Source organism: Actinomadura mexicana, assembly GCF_900188105.1.
Taxonomy (GTDB): domain Bacteria; phylum Actinomycetota; class Actinomycetes; order Streptosporangiales; family Streptosporangiaceae; genus Spirillospora; species Spirillospora mexicana.
The window spans coordinates 26737-45238 of sequence record NZ_FZNP01000007.1 but is presented as its reverse complement, the minus strand read 5'-3'; the positions used below and the strand labels follow the sequence as shown (position 1 = coordinate 45238).

Genomic DNA, 18502 nt, shown 5'->3' with positions numbered 1-18502 from the left:
GATGGAAGTCATGCGTGATCCTTCCGGACGGCTCCTCCAGCTGCTGTCCCTCCTGCAGACGCCCCGCGAATGGTCGGGCACCGAGCTGGCCGCGCGGCTCGGCGTCACCGCCCGCACCATCCGCCGCGACATCGACCGCCTGCGCGAACTCGGCTACCCCGTCCACGCCACCCACGGCAGCACCGGCGGCTACCGACTCACCGCCGGCGCCGCGATGCCGCCGCTGCTGCTGGACGACGACGAGGCCACCGCCATCGCGATCGGCCTGCGCACCGCCGCCGCGGGCGCCGTCACCGGCATCGAGGACACCTCGCTGCGCGCCCTGGCCAAGATCGAACAGGTCCTCCCCCACCGGCTGCGGCACCGCGTCGCCGCCCTCACCGAGGCCGCCGTGCCCCTCCCGCCGCAGGACGGCGCCCCGCCCCCGGCCGACCCCGCCGTCCTGGCCCTGCTCGCCGCCGCCTGCCTCAACCGCGAGAAGGTCCGCTTCACCTACACCGCCGCCGACGGCCGCGGCACCCGCCGGCTGGTCCAGCCCCACCGCCTGGTCACCGCCGGCCGCCGCTGGTACCTGGTCGCCCACGACGAGGACCGCGCCGCCTGGCGCACCTTCCGCGCCGACCGCGTCACCGACCCGCACCGTACCGGCATGCGCGGCCCCGAACTCCGACTGCCCGGCGGCGCCGACGCCGCCTCCTGGGCCATGGACACCCTGGCCGGCGGGTCGGGCACGATCCGGGCGCGGCTGCTGCTGCACGCTCCCATCAAGGAGGCCGCCGAGCACGTCACCGCCTGGCAGGGCGTCCTGGTACCCGCCGACGACCGCACCTGCCTCCTGCACACCCGCTCGGACTCGATGCGCTTCCTGGCCTACCGCGTCACCCTGCTGCCCATCGACTACACCCTGCTGGACCCGCCCGAACTCGCCGACCACCTGGCCGCCATCGCCGACCGCGCCACCCGCGCCATCCGCCCCTTCACCGCACCCGCCACCACCTGACCGCGAGGGGCGAAGCCGCCCGCCCGCGCATGCGGCCGGGGCCGTCAGCCCTCGTCGGGCGGGGAGCCGAGGGACGTGTCGCCGAGCGACTCCAGCAGCGTGCGCAGGGCGGCGGCGAGGCGCCCGCGCTCGGCCGGCGACAGCGCCGCCAGCAGGCGCTCCTCGTTGGCGACGTGCAGGCCGACCAACTCGTCCACGATCTCCAGGCCGCGCGGCGCCAGCCGGATCCGCACCGACCGCCGGTCACCGGTGTCGCGCACCCGCTCCACCAGGCCCTTGGCCTCCATCCGGTCGATCCGGTTGGTGATCGCCCCCGAGGTGACCATCGCCGCCCGCAGCAGCGCCCCCGCCGTCAGCTCATAGGGAGCGCCGTGGCGGCGCAGTGTCGCCAGGACGTCGAACTCCCAGCTCTCCAGCCCCCGCGCGGCGAAGAACTCCTTCAGCTCCCGGCCGAGCAGCGACTGCGCCCGCGAGATCCGCCCGACGACGCCCATCGCCGACACGTCCAGGTCGGGTCGCTCGCGGCCCCACTGCGCCAGGATCGCGTCCACCGCGTCCGCCATTCCCACCCTCCCGCGACAATCTCAACGTTGAGATTATCAATCGGGCAGAGGCGGAGGAGGGGACATGGCGCAGCACGTGACCCGCGCGGCGCCGGAAGGAGGACGAACCCACTCCCTCCATTCTCAACTTATAGCGGACCAGGGGGCTTGCGGCAAGACCCGGGTCGTGCCGCAGAATCGTCGGCCGAGGCCGGTACCTGCGTGAACGGGGACGCGGCGCGCGCCGGCGGACCGCCGGGGCGGCCGGCCCGGAACCGCTCCGGTGAATGGGGGATCCATGATCGACGTGATCGTGGTCGGCGGCGGGCCGACCGGCCTGATGCTGGCCTGCGAGCTGCGGCTGCACGGCGTGCACGTCCTGGTGCTGGAGAAGGAGGCGGAGCCGACCCCGTATGCCCGCGCCCTCGGCCTGCACGTGCGCAGCATCGAGGTGTTGGACCAGCGCGGCCTGCTGGAGCGGTTCCTCGCGCACGGCAAGAAGTACCCGGTCGGCGGCTTCTTCGGCGCCATCAGCAAGCCCGCACCCGACCGGCTCGACACCGCCCACCCCTACGTCCTCGGAATCCTGCAGCCCACCACCGACCGCCTGCTGGCCGAGCGCGCCGCCGAGCTCGGCGCCGAGATCCGGCGCGGCTGCGAGGTGGTCGGGCTGAGCCAGGACGACGACGGGGTGACGGCCGAGCTGGCCGACGGGACGCGGCTGCGCTCGCGCCACCTCGTCGGCTGCGACGGCGGCCGCAGCACCGTCCGCAAGCGGCTCGGCGTCGGGTTCCCCGGCGAACCCTCCCGGGTCGAGACGCTGCTGGGCGAGGTGGAGCTCACCGCGCCGCCGGAGACGCAGGCCGCGGTGATGGCCGAGGTCCGCAAGACCCAGAAGCGGTTCGGCATCATGCCCCTCGCCGACGGCGTCTACCGCGTCGGCGTGCCCGCCGAGGGCGTGGCGCAGGACCGCTCTGCCCCGACCACCCTCGAGGAGTTCAGGCACCAGCTGCGGGCCGTCGCCGGCACCGACTTCGGCGCGCACTCACCGCGCTGGCTGTCCCGCTTCGGCGACGCCACCCGGCTGGCCGAGCGCTACCGGGTCGGCCGGGTCCTGCTGGCCGGCGACGCGGCGCACATCCACCCGCCCACGGGCGGGCAGGGCCTCAACCTCGGCATCCAGGACGCCTTCAACCTCGGCTGGAAACTCGCCGCCGAGGTCGGCGGCCGGGCGCCGGAGGGGCTGCTGGACACCTACCACGCCGAACGGCACCCGGTGGCCGCCGACGTGCTCACCAACACCCGCGTGCAGATGGAACTGCTGTCCACCGAGCCGGGCCCCCTGGCCGTGCGCCGGCTGCTGTCGGAACTGATGGACTTCGACGAGGTGAACCGGTACCTGACCGAGAAGATCATCGCGATCGGGGTCCGCTACGACCTCGGCGGCGAGCACCCGCTCGTCGGCCGCAGGCTCCGGGACATCAGACTGGAGAAGGGCCGCCTCTACGACCTGATGCACGACGGCCGCGGACTGCTGCTCGACCGGACCGGCCGCCTCTCGGTCGCGGGCTGGGCGGACCGCGTCGACCACGTCACCGACGCCGCCGAGGAACTCGACGTCCCGGCGGCCCTGCTGCGGCCGGACGGCCACGTGGCATGGGTCGGCGACGACCAGAAGGACCTGCTCGCCCACATGCCCGAATGGTTCGGCGCTCCCACCTCCTGAGCACACGACCGCCCCGCCGCCTTCACCGCCGTCCTCCAGGAGGTGGACGGCGGGGTGCTCACGCCGTGGACCGCAGGCCACGGAAGCGACGACGGCGGACGGCGCCCGGACCGTTATGCGGTGTCCTCAAGCGGCAGGTGGGCGCGGACCACGAACCCGCCGGCCGGGTGCGGGGAGGCCTCCAGCGTCCCGCCGAGCAGCGCCGCGCGCTCGCGCATCCCGGTGACGCCCTGCCCGGAGCCCGTCCAGCCCGGCCGTCCGCCGCCCGTCCCGTCGTCGCGCACCTCCACGGTCAGCCGGCCGTCCCGCGCGCGGACCGTGACGACGGCGGTGGACGCGCGCGCGTGGCGCAGGGCGTTGGTGAGCGACTCCTGCACGATCCGGTACGCCGACAGGGCCACGCCCGGCGGGACGTCGGCGTCCTCCAAGCCGTCCCGGACCACGCGGACGGGGAGCCCGGCAGCCTCCACCGTCCCGGCGAGCCGGTCCAGATCCGCGAGGGTCGGCTGCGGCACGAGCGCGTCGCCGGCGGGGACCGCCGCGGTCTCCTCGTCCAGCAGGCGCACGGTGCGCACGAAGCGGCGGAGCTCGACCAGCGCCTCCCGTCCCGACGCCTCCAGACTCCGCACCGCCTGCCGCGCCTTCTCGGGACTGGTGTCGAACACATCGTCCGCGGCGGCGGCCTGCACCACCATCACCGACACCGTGTGCGCCAGGACGTCGTGCAGTTCACGCGCGATCCGAGCCCGCTCTTCCAGCACCGCCCGGCGCGCCTCGGCCTGCCGCCGCGCCGCCCACGCCCGCCCGAGCGCGCCCCAGCTCCAGGCCAGGACCGCCGCGACCGGCCACAGGATCGCCGCGACGCCGTGGCCGCCGGCACCGGCCGCCACACCGAGGACGGCCGCCGCACCCACCGCGGCCCACAGCGACGTCCGCGCGGGCCGCAGCCACGCGAACGTGCTCAGCACCACCAGCGCGATCCCCGGCCCGGCCGCCGGGACCAGGAACTGCAGGGCTCCCCCGGAGACCATCGCGACGGCGGTGACCACGGCGGGCCGCGCGCCCAGCCACCACAGCGCCGCGGCCTGGACGACGACGAGCGCCGCCACCAGCGGACGCCCCGCCTCGGCCGGCACGCCGCGGGGCGCCAGGAGAAGCACTGGCGACAGCGCCGCCAGCGCCCCCGCCACCAGCGGCGCCTTCCACCGCGCCGGCAACGACGCCACGAACCGGTCCCGCACGCCAGCAGACGCTACCAGCGCACGTGCTGCCACCGGCCCGAGCGTTCGAGCGAGTCAGGAAGACTGGGCAGACCACCGGTGACGTCGTCCATCGATCGGAACGGCTCCGCCGGCGACGCTGCGGCGGTGTCGGACGAGACCTCGTTCAGCGTCGGTGAGCCGCGGCCATACCCCTACTCCCTGGCCATCACCGTGAAGGTGAATCCGGCGCTCGTCGGACGGCGCAGCGGAATGTCGCACTTGATCCGGCGCAGCACCTCGTTCCTGCTGAGGCCGAGCCCATGCGCGATGAGCCGGTCCGGCCGCACCGGGACCGGATCGTCGAAGACGACCTCCACCTGGACCGGCCACCCCTCGTCGAGCCGTGGCGACGGGGTGTCCAGCCGCCAGGCCCCCGTCCAGTCCAGGGTGAAGCGGTTGCGCCGGGCGAGCAGCGGATCCAGCAGCAGCGCCGCCACCAGTTCCGGATCGTTGACGCGGTAGCGGTGGAGTTCGGCCGGATCGAAGGACCTGACCGGCGCTCGCTCGTGCACGGCGAGCTTGCTCGTCCGATCGCACGACACGCAGCGGACCAGCAGCCACACGTCCAGCAGCTTGCCGTTGGCGTTGACGCGGAACCTGCCCTCGCCGGTGGTGGCCGACTCCGAGCGGCAGTCCGCGCACCGCGACGACAGCAGGGGCAGCCTGGTCCGACGAACGACCCAGGACAGCACGGTATGAGGTGGTGAAGACATGAGCCCTCTAGACCTGACACGAGGCCGATTACGCGCGACCTCGAACGCTGAATGACCGGGCGCACAAGGGCAGCCCGGCAGAACCGACGGGAGCGTCGGCTACAGGTGAGCGAAAGAAGGTGTCAGGTCTAAAGAGCAGGCGGGGTCACGCGGTTCTGTCCTTGGTCTTCACTGCGACAGGGCCGCAGGCAACCTACGGGACGAGAATGGAAGGCTCAAGCAGTTTTCCGACCGAGACGTGCTACCGGGACCCCACGGCATCGAAGGCAATGACGTCCCGCCGGTGTCCACCCGGTGGGGACTGCAGGGCTCTGCGTCAGCCCCGGCCGAGGACGCAGAACTCGTTGCCCTCCGGATCGGCGAGGACCGTCCACGGCACGTCGCCCTGGCCGACGTCGAGGTCCGTGGCGCCGAGGGCCCGCAGCCGCGCCACCTCCGCCTCCTTGGCGTCAACGGGGTAGGGCAGCAGGTCGAGATGCACGCGGTTCCACCATGTCCGCACGCCGGTGGTGCGGAGGAACTCCAGATACGGCCCCACACCCTCGGCGGAACGCAGCACCGCGTGGTCGTCGGTCACGTCGTGCAGGGTCCAGTCCATCGCCTCACCCCAGAACCGGACCATGGCTCGCGGATCGGCGCAGTCGACCACCACCGCGGCGATCGGCCCGGTGTCCCGGTAGATCTCCCGAGGCTCCAGCACGCAGAACACGTTGCCCTCCGGATCGGCCATTACCGTCCACGGGACATCGCCCTGGCCCACATCCGCCGGCGTCGCACCGAGATCCTTCAGGCGCGCGACCAACTCCGCGTGGTGGGCCGCGGAGGTGGTGGCGAGATCGAGGTGCACACGGTCCTTCACCGTTTCGGGGTCCGGAACGGTGACGAGGTCGACGCAGACGGCGGTGGGATCCGGCCAGTCGAAGCCCTCGGGCTCGAGGTTGGTCACGCCGGGCCCCTCGCTCGACATGCCCCAGCCGAGCACCTCCGCCCAGAACCGGCCGAGCGCCGAATCATCCCGAGCCTTGAAGTTCACCTGAACAAGTCGCAGCGCCATGCCGCCCAACCTATGCCCAGGTCACTGCCGCCGGTCCCCGAGGTCGCCGAGCTCCTGCTCGCGCTGCTGCGGGCCTACGGTCTGCTCGCGGTGGGTGAGGAGACCGCGCTCCCCATCGCCGCGGCGGTGGCCCACTGCGTGACCGACCTGCTCAGCTTCGTCCCGCACCGCCGAAGGTGCGCGCCGCCGACACCCTGAACCATCGACCCGGCCTCCTCACGCGTGCTGAGCACCCGACAGCGACCCGAGGATCCCCGCCCCTCCCCTGACCGCCCGCACCGCCGCTATCCGGCGAACACCACAGACAGTGACACCGACGAACAGCTCACCGGGCCTTGCGCGAACCTTCCGCCACCCCGTCCCGCACTCGTGCGGCGGCGCCGGGAGACAGGAGCCAACTCGACCTGGACAGGCTTTCGGACAGGTGTCCATTTCGGGTACGGTCGTTGCCCGGCACAGGCGGAGGAGGGCCACGGTGGACGATCTGCCAGAGCTCGGTTGCTACGGACTGGCCGGGCATTCGGCATCCCCGCGTGACCTGCTCGGCGAGGTCGCCGAGGCCGAGGCCATGGGGCTCGGCGCGGTGTTCCTGTCGGAGCGCTTCAACACCAAGGACGCGGCGGTGCTGGCGGGAGCCGCCGCGGCGGCCGGCGATCGGATCGGCATCGCCACCGCGGCCACCAACCACAACACCCGCCACCCCCTGGTCACCGCGACGTTCGCCACGACGATGCACCGGATGACCGGCGGGCGGTTCGCGCTCGGCCTGGGCCGGGGCTTCGACATGCTCTTCGACGTGATGGGCCTGCGCCGCGTCACCCAGGCCCAGCTCAACGACTTCATCGGCATCATGCGCCGGCTGTGGCGGGGAGAGGCGGTCGCCGGGCACGACGGTCCCGCCGGAAGCTATCCGTACCTCAGCCAGGACTCCACGTTCCGCGAAGACATCCCGGTCATGCTCATGGCGATCGGCGAGCGCACGCTGGAGTTCGCCGGCCGGGTCGCCGACGGGGTCGTCCTGCACACCTTCTTCACCGACCAGACCCTGGCCCGTGCGGTCTCCTCGATCCGGCGGGGCGCCGCGGCGGCGGGCCGCGACCCCGCCTCGGTACGGGTGTGGTCGGTCCTGGCCACGGTCGGCGACCATCTCGACGAGGAGGTCCGCTTGCGCAAGCTCGCCGGCCGCCTGGCCACCTACCTGCAGGGTTACGGGGACCTGCTGGTCCGGGTCAACCGCTGGGATCCGGCTGACCTGGCCCGTTTCCGCGCCGATGACCTGGTCGACGGCTACCCCGGAGCGTTCGACGCGCTCGCCACGCCGGACGAACTCCGCCACCTGGCCGGGCTGCTGCCCCAGGAATGGCTGGAGGCGGCGGCGACCGGCTCTCCCGAACGGTGCGCGCGACGCGTCCTCGCCCAGTTCGACGCCGGCGCCGACAGCGTCGTCCTGCACGGCGCGACCCCCGCCGAACTGGCCCCGATCCTCGACGCCTACCGGGCGGTGCGACCCGCTGACCGGTTCGAAGGACTGCCCCGCAACCCTGGCCGCGCCCGTGCGGGGGACTCGTGACCGGCGGCGAACCCATCTGGCTGAACGCCGCCTGGCTGAGCGAGGTGCTCGGCGCAACGGTGACCGACGTCCGGTGGCGGCCGGTCGGGACGGGGCAGATGAGCGGCTGCTTCCGAGGCGAACTGACCGGGGACGGGGTACCGGCACGGCTGGTGGCAAAACTCCCGGCGGCCGACCAGGCCACACGGGAGATGCTCAAGGGCATCTACCGGACGGAGGTGCGGTTCTACCTCGACCTGGCCCCGACGGTGGCCGTGCGCACCCCGGCCTGCCGCTACGGGATGCTCACCGAGGACGCCACCGACTTCGTCCTGCTCCTGGAGGACCTGCACCCCGGCGCCCAGGGCGACCAGCTCGCCGGCTGCGCCGCCGCCGAGGCGCTGGACTGCGTGGTCAACCTGGCCGGGCTGCACGGTCCCCGCTGGTGCGACCCGGCCCTGCTGGACCTGGACTGGCTGCACCGCACCGGCCCGGAGGACGGCGACGGGGTGACCGCCGTGCTGGGCCCGGCCACCGAGATCTTCATCGACCGGTTCGCGGACCGGCTGGACGCCGAGGACAAGGCGACCCTCCGGGCCGTCGCCGCCCACGCCGGACCGTGGATCACGGCGCGACCAGAGCGCTTCGCCCTCGTCCACGGCGACTACCGGCTCGACAACATCATCTTCGCGGCCGGTGACGCACCCGGTGTCGCCGCGGTCGACTGGCAGACCCTCACCGTCGGCCTGCCCGCCCGCGATCTGGCCTACTTCCTGAGCACCGGCCTCACCGTCGCAGACCGCCGAACCCACGAACGTGATCTGGTCGCCGCCTACCACCGCGCTCTGGCCGGCCACGGCGTGACCGGCTACTCCCTCGAGCAGTGCTGGGACGACTACGCCTTCGCCTTCCTTCAAGGCCCTTTGATCACCGTGCTCGGCTGCGCCTACGGCACTCCCACCGAACGCGGCGACGAGATGTTCCTCGCCATGGCCGCCCGTTCCTGCGCCGCGATCCGTGATCACGGCTCCCTCACCAAGGCTCCATGAACCGCAGATCCGACAACCTTGCAGCGTGGCTGCGCAAGCACCCGGGCGTCGAGATCGTCTGCCGGGACGGCGCCGCCGGCTACGCCGACGCCGTGCACCAGGCTCTGCCCGACGCCCTGCAGGTCGGGACCGGTGGCCTATCTGGCACAACTTCGCCCAAGCGGCCGGTAAGGAGGTCGCCGTGCACAGCGGCTGCTGGGCCAGTGCCTCCCGAGTGCGCAGACTCGATGGCGGAAAGACCACCACCCTGGCTCGGTGACAGCAGGTCCACGATCTGCTCGATGCGGACGTCGGCCTGCTGGAATGCGCTCGACGACTGAACCTGGCCCTGAACACCGTCAAACGGTATGCGCGGGTCGACAAGCCCGAGCAGATGCGGCGGGCGCCCCAATACCGTCCCACGCTAGTCGATCCCTACCGGGAGTACCTGCGCAAACGCCGGGCTGAGGAACCCGCGGTCCCGGTCCTGCAGTTACTGCGCGAGATCCGCGAACGCGGCTACACCGGCAGCCAGAGCTGGGTCTCAGCGATCGCAGGCCTCGGCCGATATCGGCCGATTTCGATGGATATAGTGACTCATCGTCAGTATCGAAGTTGAATTGATGTCAGTTGGGTCATCGTCCACGAGGTGGGCGGGCAGCGAGGGCTTGCGAAAGGTTGGGTCAGACGCGCTCTCGACGGCGACCGTTAACGGCGGCTCTGTGTTTTTATACCGGCACCCCGCTACCGATTCGACAGGCAAGGAACGCGATGAGACAGATTATGGTGTTGGTCGCCGCTGCGGTGAGCGTGCTGGCGCTGTCGGCTGCGCCCGCGGCGGCCACGACGGATCCCCAGCCGACGGTGGTGCGAATTCCGGCCACCGCCGTGAACGCGATGAAGGTGCTCACCCCGCAGCGGGCCGCTGGCTGGGATTGCGATCCGGGCTTCTCCTGCTACTACACCGGCCTTGACGGCACCGGCTCTCGGTGGAGGGCACCGAGCTGTGGTTGGTTCACCCTGGAAGGGTCATTCCTCCAGAACAACCTGTACTCGATCCACAATCTGGGAAACGGCAGAGTCGACGTGTACAACTCGATCGGTGGCGGTTCGTACGAACTGAAGGGCTGGGTCGATCCCCGCTCTCTCAACTGGGCGGGGAGGGGAAACTTCCACGAGAACATCGGCGCCGACCTGATAAACATCTACTGCTGAGTCTCGCAGCCTGACCTGGATCCTCAACGGCGAGATCATGGCGCGAGTCGCAATCAACGGGGGTCGATCAGGCTCGGCAGGGCGCGGAGATCGGGCGGCAACGTGCCAGCCCGATCTCCAGCGCGTAGAGCACGCCGCCGTGTTCCTGGATCTTGTCGGGGCCTGCGCGGCAGAACTACACCGAGGGCAGGATAGCCACGGTGCGGCTACCCGCGAATGTCTCCGGCGACCTGGTCCAGGTCGCGTTTATGGAGGCCCTCCCGGGTGGTCCCGTCACCTCCGAAGCCAGCTCGCTCCCATGGTTGGACAGCTGGAACGGATTCATGCGGCTCTCGGGCGCGTCGCAATCCGGAACGGTGCCGCCGGCGCTGATGCGATCCCAGTCGGCCACCCCGATGTCCCACACCCGGATCCGGAGACTCACCTCGTCGTCATCCTCATACATTCAGTACTCGGCCATATCGCGTTGTTCAGCGACGAGATCGTCCAGGAAGGTGTCCAGCATCTCCCGAGCGAAGTCCTTCGGGGAGCTCTGCACTCCATCACGAATCCCGCCAGCCGAGGCGAGGCGAAAGCCGGTGCTTCCGCCCTGCGCCGTCCACGACCTGGCCCGGCTTCCCTTGATCTCGACCAAGAAGGCATACCAGCCGCTACCCGTCTCCCTGTTCACCCTCCTGACTGTGACCCGAACCCCTACGCCGCGCACCCTGCCCAAGGTCGCGCAACAGCTCCAGAGGCACTCCAACTACCGATGACGCACCCAGATGCCCGGCCACCTACTTGCCTTACATGCCTGACAGAACACCAAATCGCTGACCTGCGACTTCAATCAACTATCCCAGAAAGGATCGCCCCGGTTGCCGCGGGCGGTGATGAGCTCGTTCTCGCTCCCGCGCAGGTAGGAGTACACGTCGGCGCTGACGGAGATCAGGGCGAACGAGGCGACCGTCCCGGAATTCGAGATCAACCCTCGATTTCGGGATGGTCTGTCCTGGGCGTTTCCGGCCGGGCGTCGACCGCCCCGTTATCGAGCGTTTCCGAGACCCCGCCATCTGAGCCCGGCGACGCCCCAAGGCCAGCCCGCTGCAGCCATTGCGCCAGGTTTTTGCGAGTGATCAAGGTGTTGGGGTGGTCGGGGCCCAGCACCCGCAGCTGGTCGGCCACCAACTCCTTGCTCGCGGTGACTGCACCGGCCACGTCCCCCGCCCAGCCTTGCCAGTTCGCCAGGTTGCCGCGGATGTCGAGGGTGTCGAGGTGGTCGGAACCCAGATGGTGCAAGGCGGTGGCGCATAGGGCGGCGTAGGCGTTGCGGGCGGCGGCGGCCTGTCCGGTCCCGGCGAGCGCAGTGAACAGCTCCGGACCCCAGTCGGGTTGGGTGGCGAGTGCTTCGCGGGTGGCGCGCTGGACGAGGAGTACATCCGCGACCGCACCCTGGAAGGCCACGAGTCCGCCCGCGCCCGCGCCCGCGGCAAGACCATCGGCAGCGCCGGTGTCACCGACGAGGGCATGCAGATGACGCAGTTGGCGATCAGCTCGTTGAACGTGCCCCGCGCCCTGGACGCCCGCCAGCAGAAGCGGTACCTGCGCGCCGTCGAACGGCGTCCGCTGGCTCTTGACCGCGCCATCGCCGGCGCCGACACCCCGGGCGCTGTTCCTCGACCGACGCGGCGGCCGCCTACCCACCGATCAGTAGGGCACCGCTGGCCTACTCAATCCCGTGTATCTGATGACACGAGACATACCGACAGGCCACTTCCAGGTCCCGCGTGTGGGCCTCCTTCCATGGACGGCCGAGCGTTCGGCTCGGCGGAGGGATGTGGCAGCTTCCGTCAGGACAGCTTGACGTCAAGGTGGTCTGACGAAAGACTCGGGACATGGCGACTCCCGACGACCTCGAACGTCAATTCACGCTGCTGACCGCGGTCTCCCACTACGAGGCGTTGAGGACACGCGATGCGCTCACGGCACCGGATGACCACGACGACGGCGCGACCGACGCGGTCCCACTGACGCGCGCCGAAACCCTGGAGATGCTCGCGCTCGGCGAGGTGATCGCACGGAAGGCCGGCTACGGCCGCCAACTGTCCGTCCGCTCCGCACGCCGGGCCGGAGCATCGTGGGCCCAGATCGGCGCCGCCCTGGGGACCAGCAAGCAGGCGGCCTGGGAGACCCATAACCGGTGGATCGACGAGCAGGCCAGGCGACAGGACGATCCCGGGCATTGGGGCTGGGATGACACCGACGTCACGATCGCACGAGCTCTGGCGGGGGAACCGGACGACAAGGAAGAGATATGACCGTGCTAGCGCAAACGCTGATCCGGCCGTTCAAGCTCAACATCCCTCAAGCCGCCCTTGACGACCTGGCCGCGCGCCTCGACATCACCCGGTGGCCCGACGAGGCCCCCGTCCCGAACTGGACGCAGGGCGTTCCGCTGGCGTATCTCAAGGATCTGGCCGCCTACTGGCGCACCGGCTACGACTGGCGCGAGCACGAAGCCGAGCTGAACCGGTTCCCTCAGTTCATCACCACGATCGACGGTACCGACATCCACTTCCTGCACATCCGGTCCCCCGAGCCGGACGCGATGCCGCTACTGATCACCCACGGCTGGCCAGGGTCCATCATCGAATTCCTCGACGTCATCGGCCCCCTCGTCGACCCCCGCTCGCACGGCGCCGAACCTGGCGACGCCTTCGACCTGGTGATCCCCTCCATCCCGGGATACAGCCTGTCGGGACCCACCCCCGACACCGGCTGGGACGTCCACCGGGTCGCACGCGCCTGGGCCGAACTGATGCGGCGACTCGGCTATCACCGCTACGGCGCGCAAGGCGGCGACTGGGGGCATGCGATCACTTTGGAACTGGCCGCCGTGGCCTGCGAGCAAGTGACCGCGATCCATCTGAACACCTTGCTCACCCTGCCACCCGACGACCCCGCCGCAGCCGCCGAACTCACCACCGACGACTGGGCACGCCTGAACCGGATGCTCCAGGCCGAGCCTGAGATGTCGGGATACGCCAAGATCCAGGGCACCCGGCCGCAGACACTCGCCTACGCACTGACCGACTCCCCCATCGGACAACTCGCCTGGATCGTCGAGAAGTTCATGGAGTGGACCGACAGCGCCCGAGCCCCCGAAGACGCGGTTTCCCGCGACCGCCTGCTGACCAACGTGATGCTGTACTGGCTGACCTCGACCGCCGGGTCGTCGGCCCGCCACTACTGGGAGGCGGCCCACCCCTCGCGCGTGACGCCCACCGGTCGCTCCGCCACTCCTACCGGCATCGCCGTCTTCGCCGCCGACATCGCCCGCCCCGTCCGCCGGCTCGCCGAAAAAGACCACAACATCGTCCACTGGTCCGAACTCCCCCACGGCGGCCACTTCGCCGCAATGGAACAACCCGGCCTGTTCACCACCGACGTCCGCGCCTTCTTCCGGCGCTTCCGCTGACAACCTCCGGTCAACACTGAGCGTTCCAGACCCACCTACGGCACAGGCGGGCGGGCGTTTCGGGCTATGCGTAGTGATCGTCACTCTTCGCGCTCGCATAAAGACCATTTGTGAGAGCCGGGGTGAACGCCACGGCGACGATGACGGATCAGCATCCCAACTGCCCCCACCAATGGGACCGGCGGCGGAGACATCGCGCCGAGCGTAGCCGTGTGCGAAACGCAGGCGGAAGCCGTCATTTCCAGATCCATCGATCGCGCCGATGATGGTCCGCAGTGCCATGCCTCTGTGGTTCGTTCCGGCATGGTCGAGGCAAGGCCGCGCATGCTGCGACCGAGTCGTGGTCCACCTGGTTCTCTCGTCTCAGCAGGCCATTGGTGCTGGCGATCGTCGATATGTCTCCTCGGCGCCGACCAGGGCGACGGGGCCGCCGCCCTTCCGATCGAGCCGGTCACCGGCTCGATCGGTCCTGACTCGGCACGCTGGCCGTGGCCGCGGTGGGGGTGATCTCGGGCGGGCGTTGGCGGGCGAGAGCGGTGGCGGTCAGGGCGGTGACCGCCATCGCGGCGATGCCGACCAGCGCTGCGGTGGTGTAGGCGTGGTCGTTCGGGAAGAGATGACCGGTGTCGGTGCCAGTGGCCAGGACCAGGCCGCCTATCGCGCTGCCCAGGGAGTACCCGACGCTGCGGACGACGTAGTTGAAGCTCATCGCGCTCGACGTCTCGCTCTTGGGCGTGACGGCCAGGATGACGCCGGGTATGGCGGCTGAGAAGCTGCCGACACCGAAGCCCAGCACACCCATCGCGACGAGCAGTTCGGCCAGGTTCGACCGGGCCGCGGCGAAGAGGACGAACCCGCCGCCGACGATGACGGCGCTGCCGGCCAGGAGCACGGGTGCGTCGATCAGCGTCCGAACCCGGGGCGTGAGTTTGCCGGCGACGAACCCCAGCACCGAGAACGGGACGAGGACCAGCCCGGCGACGAAGGTGGTCAGCCCGAAGCCGTAGCCGGCGCTGTGCGGCGTCTGCGCGTACCGCGTGATGAGCGTGAGCAGGAGGTACATGCCGCTCCCGCCGACGAACATGGCGATGTTCGCTCCGGCGACCGCCGGGTGCCGTACCGCCCGGACATCGACCAGGGGCGCCTTGCTGCGCAGCTCGGAGGCGGTCCAGACGCACAGCAGGAGCACGGCGACGACGGCGAGGATCACCGCCACGGCGAGGTGACGGCTCCACAGGCTCCGCTGGCCGGCCAGGAACAGGACGAGGAACAGTCCACCCGCGAGGACGAGCGCGCCCGCCACGTTCACGTGAGCGGAGCGGCCTTCGGGAGCCGCGGGTATGGAACGCCACGCGGTCAGGAAGGCGACAGCGGTGACGAACAGACCGAAGCCGTAGGCGGCCCGTACGCCGCCGAGCTCGGCGAGCAGTGCGGTGAGCGGGTAGCCGACGCCGGCGCCGATGATCGAGACCACCGAGATCAGGGCGATCGCCGCCGTGCTGCGCTCCTCGGGAAGATGGTCCCGGGCCACGCCCATCATCAGCGCCGTCAGACCGAGCCCGACGCCTTGGGCCGCCCTGCCGATGAGCAGCCCCGCGAACGGCAGCGGCAGCACGGTCAGCGCACTGCCGACGACGACGATCGCCAGCGTGGCGAGGATCGTGGCCCGTCGGTGCGGGCCCGCTCCGAGCCGGCCGAGGACGGGCGTGGCGACGGCGCCGCTGAGCAAGGCGATGGTCAGCGTCCACTGCGCGCTGTCGAGCGAGACGTGGAACGTGGTCGCCACACTGGTGATCAGCGGCGTCCCGAGGCTGGCGACCACCGCCACGACCAGGGCGATGAACATCAGGGCGGGGACCAGCAGCCGCGCCTCGGAGCGCTCCGGGGTGCGCCCCGTCACCGCTTCGGCCCTTCGCGGTCCTGGCTCTCGAGCTCCGCCAGGTGCGCCAGCGCCGGAAGCGCCGCCATCAGGGCCTCGACCTCGTCGTCGGCGAGTTCGTCGATCAGCCGCGCGAACGCATCGACGCCCGCCTGGCGCCGCGTCCGAACGTACGACGCGCCGGCCTCGGTCAGACACACCAGCGTGACCCGCTTGTCGGACGCGTCGCCCCTCCGCTCGACCAGTCCGGACTCCTCCATCACCCGGACCAGCACGGTCATCGCGGGCTGGGTGACACCCTCGATCACGGCCAGATCGGTGATGCGTCGCGGGCCGGTCCTGTGCAGGGTGGCCAGGGTGGCGGCGGACGTGATGCTCATATCGCGCGGGAGGCGTCTCACAGCCCTGGTGGCCAGCCCGTAGAGGGCCGACCCGATCGCAGTGGAAGCGCCACCAGTGGCGTCTTGACGGCTCATGTCGTGAGCATACAATATTTATATTAATATTTTATACATCTCTCCCCGAACGCCGTGCCAGCCCCGCACCCGGCGCACCAGACGGCGGTCGCCGTCGGCGCCATGGCGGACGCCGTGCGCCGCGGCCCCCTGCCGAAGACTTCGCCGGGACGCGGGCCGGCAGCCGCGGGTGACAGAGCCGAACCGGGCCGTATCAGCACGCCCTCACAAACGCCCGGTGCTCGGTCGCCGGGATCGAGCAATCTGAGCGTCAATTCGAAGTCGGACGTGTCCGGCCGAACACAGGAGGTTTGCATGGCGAAGGGCTACTGGGTCAGTGTCTACCCCACCATTTCCGACCCTGAGACGCTGACTGCCTACAACAAGCTGGCGGGTCAGGCTGTCCGGGCTGCGGGCGGGCGGACCCTGTCCCGTGGCGGTCGAGTCGTCGCCCACGAGACCGGAATCACGCAACGCGTCGTTCTGATCGAGTTCGACAGCTTCGAACAGGCGGTCGCGGCATACCAGAGCGAGGCATACCAGAAGGCGCTGGTGGCCCTCCCCCACGGCTTCGAGCGCGACTTCCGCATCATCGAAGGCATCGACTGACCGGCGGGCCCAGCCATCCCCACGCAGCGCGTTATTGCCCGCGTCTCCGTCGGTGAGCAGACCTCCGCGAAGTGTAGGTCCCCCCTCGCCCTCACCCGGTCCTAAGTCAGCCGCCGATCGCTGGGCACCACTCACCTGCTCAGCTCGACCACAACGTCAAAAAGACGCGATCGACTTCGCCGAGGGATTCCTAGAACCCGACGCCCAAGGCTGCAGCCTCGGGCGTGCTGCCAGCCCCCGACCCCGGCATTTGCGAGAACGACTACGCCAGCGTGGCTTCATGACGGGGCAGACTCCGCACAGCCGCCCTCAGCCATCTCGTCTCCGAACAAACACCCGCTCCGGTAATCGCCCATTCGTTCAGCTTCCGGGTCGATTACGGCAAGCCGACCAGCCAGAACCGGAGTTCATCGGCCGGGCCGGACGGGGGCGTGGGGCAGGTGAACTCCTCACCGGTGGCGGGACAGCAGGCCGCTGGCCAGGTAGGCGGCGTGCCCGTCCATTTGGACCCCGGCGTGGTCGTAGCGCTGAAGCGTGGCCAGGGACGCGTGCCCGGTCAACTCTTGGATCTTGTTCGGGGGGACGCCGGCGGCGCTGAGCAGCGTGACGACGGTCGCGCGAAGTACGTGCGGGGTCAACTGCCCCGGGCGAAGGTCGACGGCGCGGGCGGCGCGGCGCAGCGCGGTGGTGACCCGGCCCCGGTTCCACGGCCGCCCGTCGGGGTGCTGCAGCAGGAACTCGTGGTCGGCGCGGCCGTGCAGGAGCGGCTCGACCAGGAGCCGCACCCGAGGCACGACCGGCACCGGGAGGACCTTTCCGCCTTTGACCCGGAACCGGGCGACGAAATGCCCCCCGTCCCAGGTGAACGCCGACACCGGCATGGCCTCGAGTTCCCCGGTGCGCAGCCCGATGTTCAACAGCAGCGCGACCGCGGCGGCGTCCAGGGGGCGGTCGCCGGCGATCGCCTCGGCGCCTGCCATCAGGTCGGTGGCCTCGTGCTCCGCCAACGCGGGCGTCATCCCGATCCTGGGCGTCTCCGGCGGGTCGACGAACACTGCCGGGTCGTAGTCGATGACGTGCCGGCGCAACGCGTAGGCGTACAGCGACCGCAGCGCCGAGATGCGCTGCGCGGCGGTGGCCGCTCCGAGCGGGCGCCCGCCCTTCAGCAACTGCGCGGCGTGACCGGTGCCGGTGAGGATCTGGTCCTTGTAGGCGACCAGGACATCCTCGGTGACCTCCCACAACCCGGCGCCGGGCACCGCGAACTCCAGCCACCGCAGGAACGCCGTCAGGCAGTGCAGGTAGCCGCGGCGGGTGGCGACGGTGTTGCGGGACTGCAGCCACGCCGCGACGGTCGGCCACTCCTGCCCGGCCGGCGGCCGCGGTAGCCGGTCGACCAGGTCGACGTTCGCGGCTGGGACCTCCCCCTCGCCGCGGCGACGCCGGGGCGACAGCCCGGGAATGTCCCCCACCGTGACCAGCCGCGGCGCCGGCAACGGCGGTCGGCGTCGACCACGCCCCTGCCAGAGACCCTCCCGGGCCGGCGCGCCTGGACCTGGATCCCGGGCGGATGCTGGTGAGGTTTGAAACGGCTCTGGTGACGCCGTTGGGGAGGAGGGCGCGCCAGGCGGGACGAACCCGGCCGGGTGAATCACGGTGGGCTCCAGTGCTCCCTCACCGCCCCCGGCCGGTCCGCCCGCGGGCTTGATGCCCGTCATGGCCCCTCATCCGGACCGGGCGCGTGCGCGAGCCGCTGCGGGACCGCCCGCGCGTCGTGCACGCCGCCCGGCGCGCGGTGGCCACCGCCGAGCGGGATCGGGTACCCGGCGCGCGCCCACGCCGCCCGCAGCGCTCCGAACGCGGAGTTTCCGCAGCACGGCATCAGCTTCGCTGAGCCAGCCATCCCAGGGTGTACTCCGTTCACATCAGCTTCGGCGAGCCGGGGCATCAGGCCGACTGAGCCAGGACGCCAGGGCAGGTCGCTGTCAGCTTCGCACAGAACGAGCCTTCGCA

20 protein-coding genes are annotated in these 18502 nt (G+C 70.8%); 9 read left to right on the top strand and 11 right to left on the bottom strand.

Annotation, left to right across the window (positions count from 1 at the left end):
• Positions 1–10: 10 nt before the first annotated feature.
• A complete protein-coding gene (locus CHC11_RS18940; RefSeq protein WP_089313095.1) occupies positions 11–1000 on the top strand; it encodes a helix-turn-helix transcriptional regulator in 990 nt (329 codons plus the stop codon).
• A gap of 44 nt (positions 1001–1044) precedes the next feature.
• Here the strand turns inward: CHC11_RS18940 and CHC11_RS18935 are convergent, their stop codons facing one another.
• Entirely contained in the window at positions 1045–1563 is a 519-nt protein-coding gene (locus CHC11_RS18935; protein ID WP_089313094.1) for a MarR family winged helix-turn-helix transcriptional regulator, read from the bottom strand.
• A 277-nt stretch (positions 1564–1840) separates the two neighbouring features.
• Here CHC11_RS18935 and rox point away from each other — a divergent pair, with 277 nt between their 5' ends.
• Entirely contained in the window at positions 1841–3268 is a 1428-nt protein-coding gene (gene rox, locus CHC11_RS18930; protein ID WP_089313093.1) for a rifampin monooxygenase, read from the top strand.
• Between the two features lie 113 nt (positions 3269–3381).
• On the opposite strand, the gene CHC11_RS18925 is transcribed toward rox, so the two are convergent.
• The 3 genes from CHC11_RS18925 to CHC11_RS18915 all read right to left on the bottom strand — a co-directional run bounded on the left by CHC11_RS18925 (position 3382) and on the right by CHC11_RS18915 (position 6297).
• A complete protein-coding gene (locus tag CHC11_RS18925; RefSeq protein ID WP_089313092.1) occupies positions 3382–4509 on the bottom strand; it encodes a sensor histidine kinase in 1128 nt (375 codons plus the stop codon).
• 173 nt (positions 4510–4682) lie between these two features.
• Positions 4683–5222 (bottom strand): DUF1062 domain-containing protein, encoded by a 540-nt coding sequence (locus CHC11_RS18920; protein WP_245919425.1) that lies wholly within the window; start codon positions 5220–5222, stop codon positions 4683–4685.
• A gap of 337 nt (positions 5223–5559) precedes the next feature.
• Positions 5560–6297 (bottom strand): VOC family protein, encoded by a 738-nt coding sequence (locus CHC11_RS18915; protein ID WP_089313090.1) that lies wholly within the window; start codon positions 6295–6297, stop codon positions 5560–5562.
• A 12-nt stretch (positions 6298–6309) separates the two neighbouring features.
• Between CHC11_RS18915 and CHC11_RS18910 the strand changes: the two genes are divergently transcribed.
• The 4 genes from CHC11_RS18910 to CHC11_RS18895 all read left to right on the top strand — a co-directional run bounded on the left by CHC11_RS18910 (position 6310) and on the right by CHC11_RS18895 (position 10089).
• On the top strand, positions 6310–6495 hold the full coding sequence (locus CHC11_RS18910; RefSeq protein ID WP_089313089.1) for a hypothetical protein: 186 nt from the start codon (positions 6310–6312) through the stop codon (positions 6493–6495).
• A 277-nt stretch (positions 6496–6772) separates the two neighbouring features.
• Positions 6773–7867: a TIGR03857 family LLM class F420-dependent oxidoreductase gene (locus CHC11_RS18905; protein ID WP_089313088.1), complete on the top strand. Its 1095-nt coding sequence runs from the start codon at positions 6773–6775 to the stop codon at positions 7865–7867.
• On the top strand, positions 7864–8895 hold the full coding sequence (locus tag CHC11_RS18900; protein ID WP_245919423.1) for a phosphotransferase family protein: 1032 nt from the start codon (positions 7864–7866) through the stop codon (positions 8893–8895). The genes CHC11_RS18905 and CHC11_RS18900 overlap by 4 nt, the downstream gene beginning before the upstream one ends.
• A 762-nt stretch (positions 8896–9657) precedes the next feature.
• Positions 9658–10089 (top strand): peptidase inhibitor family I36 protein, encoded by a 432-nt coding sequence (locus tag CHC11_RS18895; protein ID WP_179278901.1) that lies wholly within the window; start codon positions 9658–9660, stop codon positions 10087–10089.
• 445 nt (positions 10090–10534) lie between these two features.
• Here the strand turns inward: CHC11_RS18895 and CHC11_RS18885 are convergent, their stop codons facing one another.
• From CHC11_RS18885 to CHC11_RS41385, 3 genes are all read right to left on the bottom strand, one after another.
• Positions 10535–10759, bottom strand: a complete 225-nt coding sequence (locus CHC11_RS18885; protein WP_089313085.1) for a hypothetical protein — start codon at positions 10757–10759, stop codon at positions 10535–10537.
• Positions 10760–10918: 159 nt separating this feature from the next.
• Positions 10919–11056 (bottom strand): hypothetical protein, encoded by a 138-nt coding sequence (locus CHC11_RS41390; protein WP_179278900.1) that lies wholly within the window; start codon positions 11054–11056, stop codon positions 10919–10921.
• The gene (locus CHC11_RS41385; protein ID WP_179278899.1) at positions 11053–11772 is read right to left on the bottom strand and encodes a tetratricopeptide repeat protein; all 720 of its coding nucleotides are present in this window, start codon (positions 11770–11772) and stop codon (positions 11053–11055) included. The genes CHC11_RS41390 and CHC11_RS41385 overlap by 4 nt, the downstream gene beginning before the upstream one ends.
• A gap of 191 nt (positions 11773–11963) precedes the next feature.
• Between CHC11_RS41385 and CHC11_RS18870 the strand changes: the two genes are divergently transcribed.
• Both CHC11_RS18870 and CHC11_RS18865 read left to right on the top strand, forming a co-directional pair.
• Positions 11964–12386 carry a hypothetical protein gene (locus CHC11_RS18870; protein WP_089313082.1) on the top strand — a complete coding sequence of 141 codons (423 nt, stop codon included), beginning with the start codon at positions 11964–11966 and terminating at the stop codon, positions 12384–12386.
• Positions 12383–13546 (top strand): epoxide hydrolase family protein, encoded by a 1164-nt coding sequence (locus CHC11_RS18865; protein ID WP_089313081.1) that lies wholly within the window; start codon positions 12383–12385, stop codon positions 13544–13546. The genes CHC11_RS18870 and CHC11_RS18865 overlap by 4 nt, the downstream gene beginning before the upstream one ends.
• A 451-nt stretch (positions 13547–13997) precedes the next feature.
• Here CHC11_RS18865 and CHC11_RS18860 read toward each other — a convergent pair whose 3' ends face one another.
• Both CHC11_RS18860 and CHC11_RS18855 read right to left on the bottom strand, forming a co-directional pair.
• Entirely contained in the window at positions 13998–15446 is a 1449-nt protein-coding gene (locus CHC11_RS18860; RefSeq protein WP_218826155.1) for an MFS transporter, read from the bottom strand.
• Entirely contained in the window at positions 15443–15805 is a 363-nt protein-coding gene (locus tag CHC11_RS18855; protein WP_089313080.1) for a MarR family winged helix-turn-helix transcriptional regulator, read from the bottom strand. The genes CHC11_RS18860 and CHC11_RS18855 overlap by 4 nt, the downstream gene beginning before the upstream one ends.
• Positions 15806–16195: 390 nt before the next feature.
• On the opposite strand from CHC11_RS18855, the gene CHC11_RS18850 reads away from it, so the two are divergent.
• Positions 16196–16489 carry a DUF1330 domain-containing protein gene (locus CHC11_RS18850; RefSeq protein WP_089313079.1) on the top strand — a complete coding sequence of 98 codons (294 nt, stop codon included), beginning with the start codon at positions 16196–16198 and terminating at the stop codon, positions 16487–16489.
• 449 nt (positions 16490–16938) lie between these two features.
• On the opposite strand, the gene CHC11_RS18845 is transcribed toward CHC11_RS18850, so the two are convergent.
• The gene (locus CHC11_RS18845) at positions 16939–17961 is read right to left on the bottom strand and encodes a tyrosine-type recombinase/integrase (protein WP_179278898.1); all 1023 of its coding nucleotides are present in this window, start codon (positions 17959–17961) and stop codon (positions 16939–16941) included.
• A gap of 242 nt (positions 17962–18203) precedes the next feature.
• Positions 18204–18392: a hypothetical protein gene (locus CHC11_RS40390; RefSeq protein ID WP_143227170.1), complete on the bottom strand. Its 189-nt coding sequence runs from the start codon at positions 18390–18392 to the stop codon at positions 18204–18206.
• Positions 18393–18502: the final 110 nt, after the last annotated feature.

Excerpts from the sequence above, each read along its gene's own strand:
- CHC11_RS18940 (WP_089313095.1), top strand. The coding sequence starts at position 11 with ATGCGTGATCCTTCCGGACGGCTCCTCCAGCTGCTGTCCCTCCTGCAG.
- CHC11_RS18935 (WP_089313094.1), bottom strand. The coding sequence starts at position 1,563 with ATGGCGGACGCGGTGGACGCGATCCTGGCGCAGTGGGGCCGCGAGCGA.
- rox (WP_089313093.1), top strand. The coding sequence starts at position 1,841 with ATGATCGACGTGATCGTGGTCGGCGGCGGGCCGACCGGCCTGATGCTG.
- CHC11_RS18915 (WP_089313090.1), bottom strand. The coding sequence starts at position 6,297 with ATGGCGCTGCGACTTGTTCAGGTGAACTTCAAGGCTCGGGATGATTCG.
- CHC11_RS18910 (WP_089313089.1), top strand. The coding sequence starts at position 6,310 with ATGCCCAGGTCACTGCCGCCGGTCCCCGAGGTCGCCGAGCTCCTGCTC.
- CHC11_RS18895 (WP_179278901.1), top strand. The coding sequence starts at position 9,658 with ATGGTGTTGGTCGCCGCTGCGGTGAGCGTGCTGGCGCTGTCGGCTGCG.
- CHC11_RS18870 (WP_089313082.1), top strand. The coding sequence starts at position 11,964 with ATGGCGACTCCCGACGACCTCGAACGTCAATTCACGCTGCTGACCGCG.
- CHC11_RS18865 (WP_089313081.1), top strand. The coding sequence starts at position 12,383 with ATGACCGTGCTAGCGCAAACGCTGATCCGGCCGTTCAAGCTCAACATC.
- CHC11_RS18855 (WP_089313080.1), bottom strand. The coding sequence starts at position 15,805 with ATGAGCATCACGTCCGCCGCCACCCTGGCCACCCTGCACAGGACCGGC.
- CHC11_RS18850 (WP_089313079.1), top strand. The coding sequence starts at position 16,196 with ATGGCGAAGGGCTACTGGGTCAGTGTCTACCCCACCATTTCCGACCCT.
- CHC11_RS40390 (WP_143227170.1), bottom strand. The coding sequence starts at position 18,392 with ATGGCTGGCTCAGCGAAGCTGATGCCGTGCTGCGGAAACTCCGCGTTC.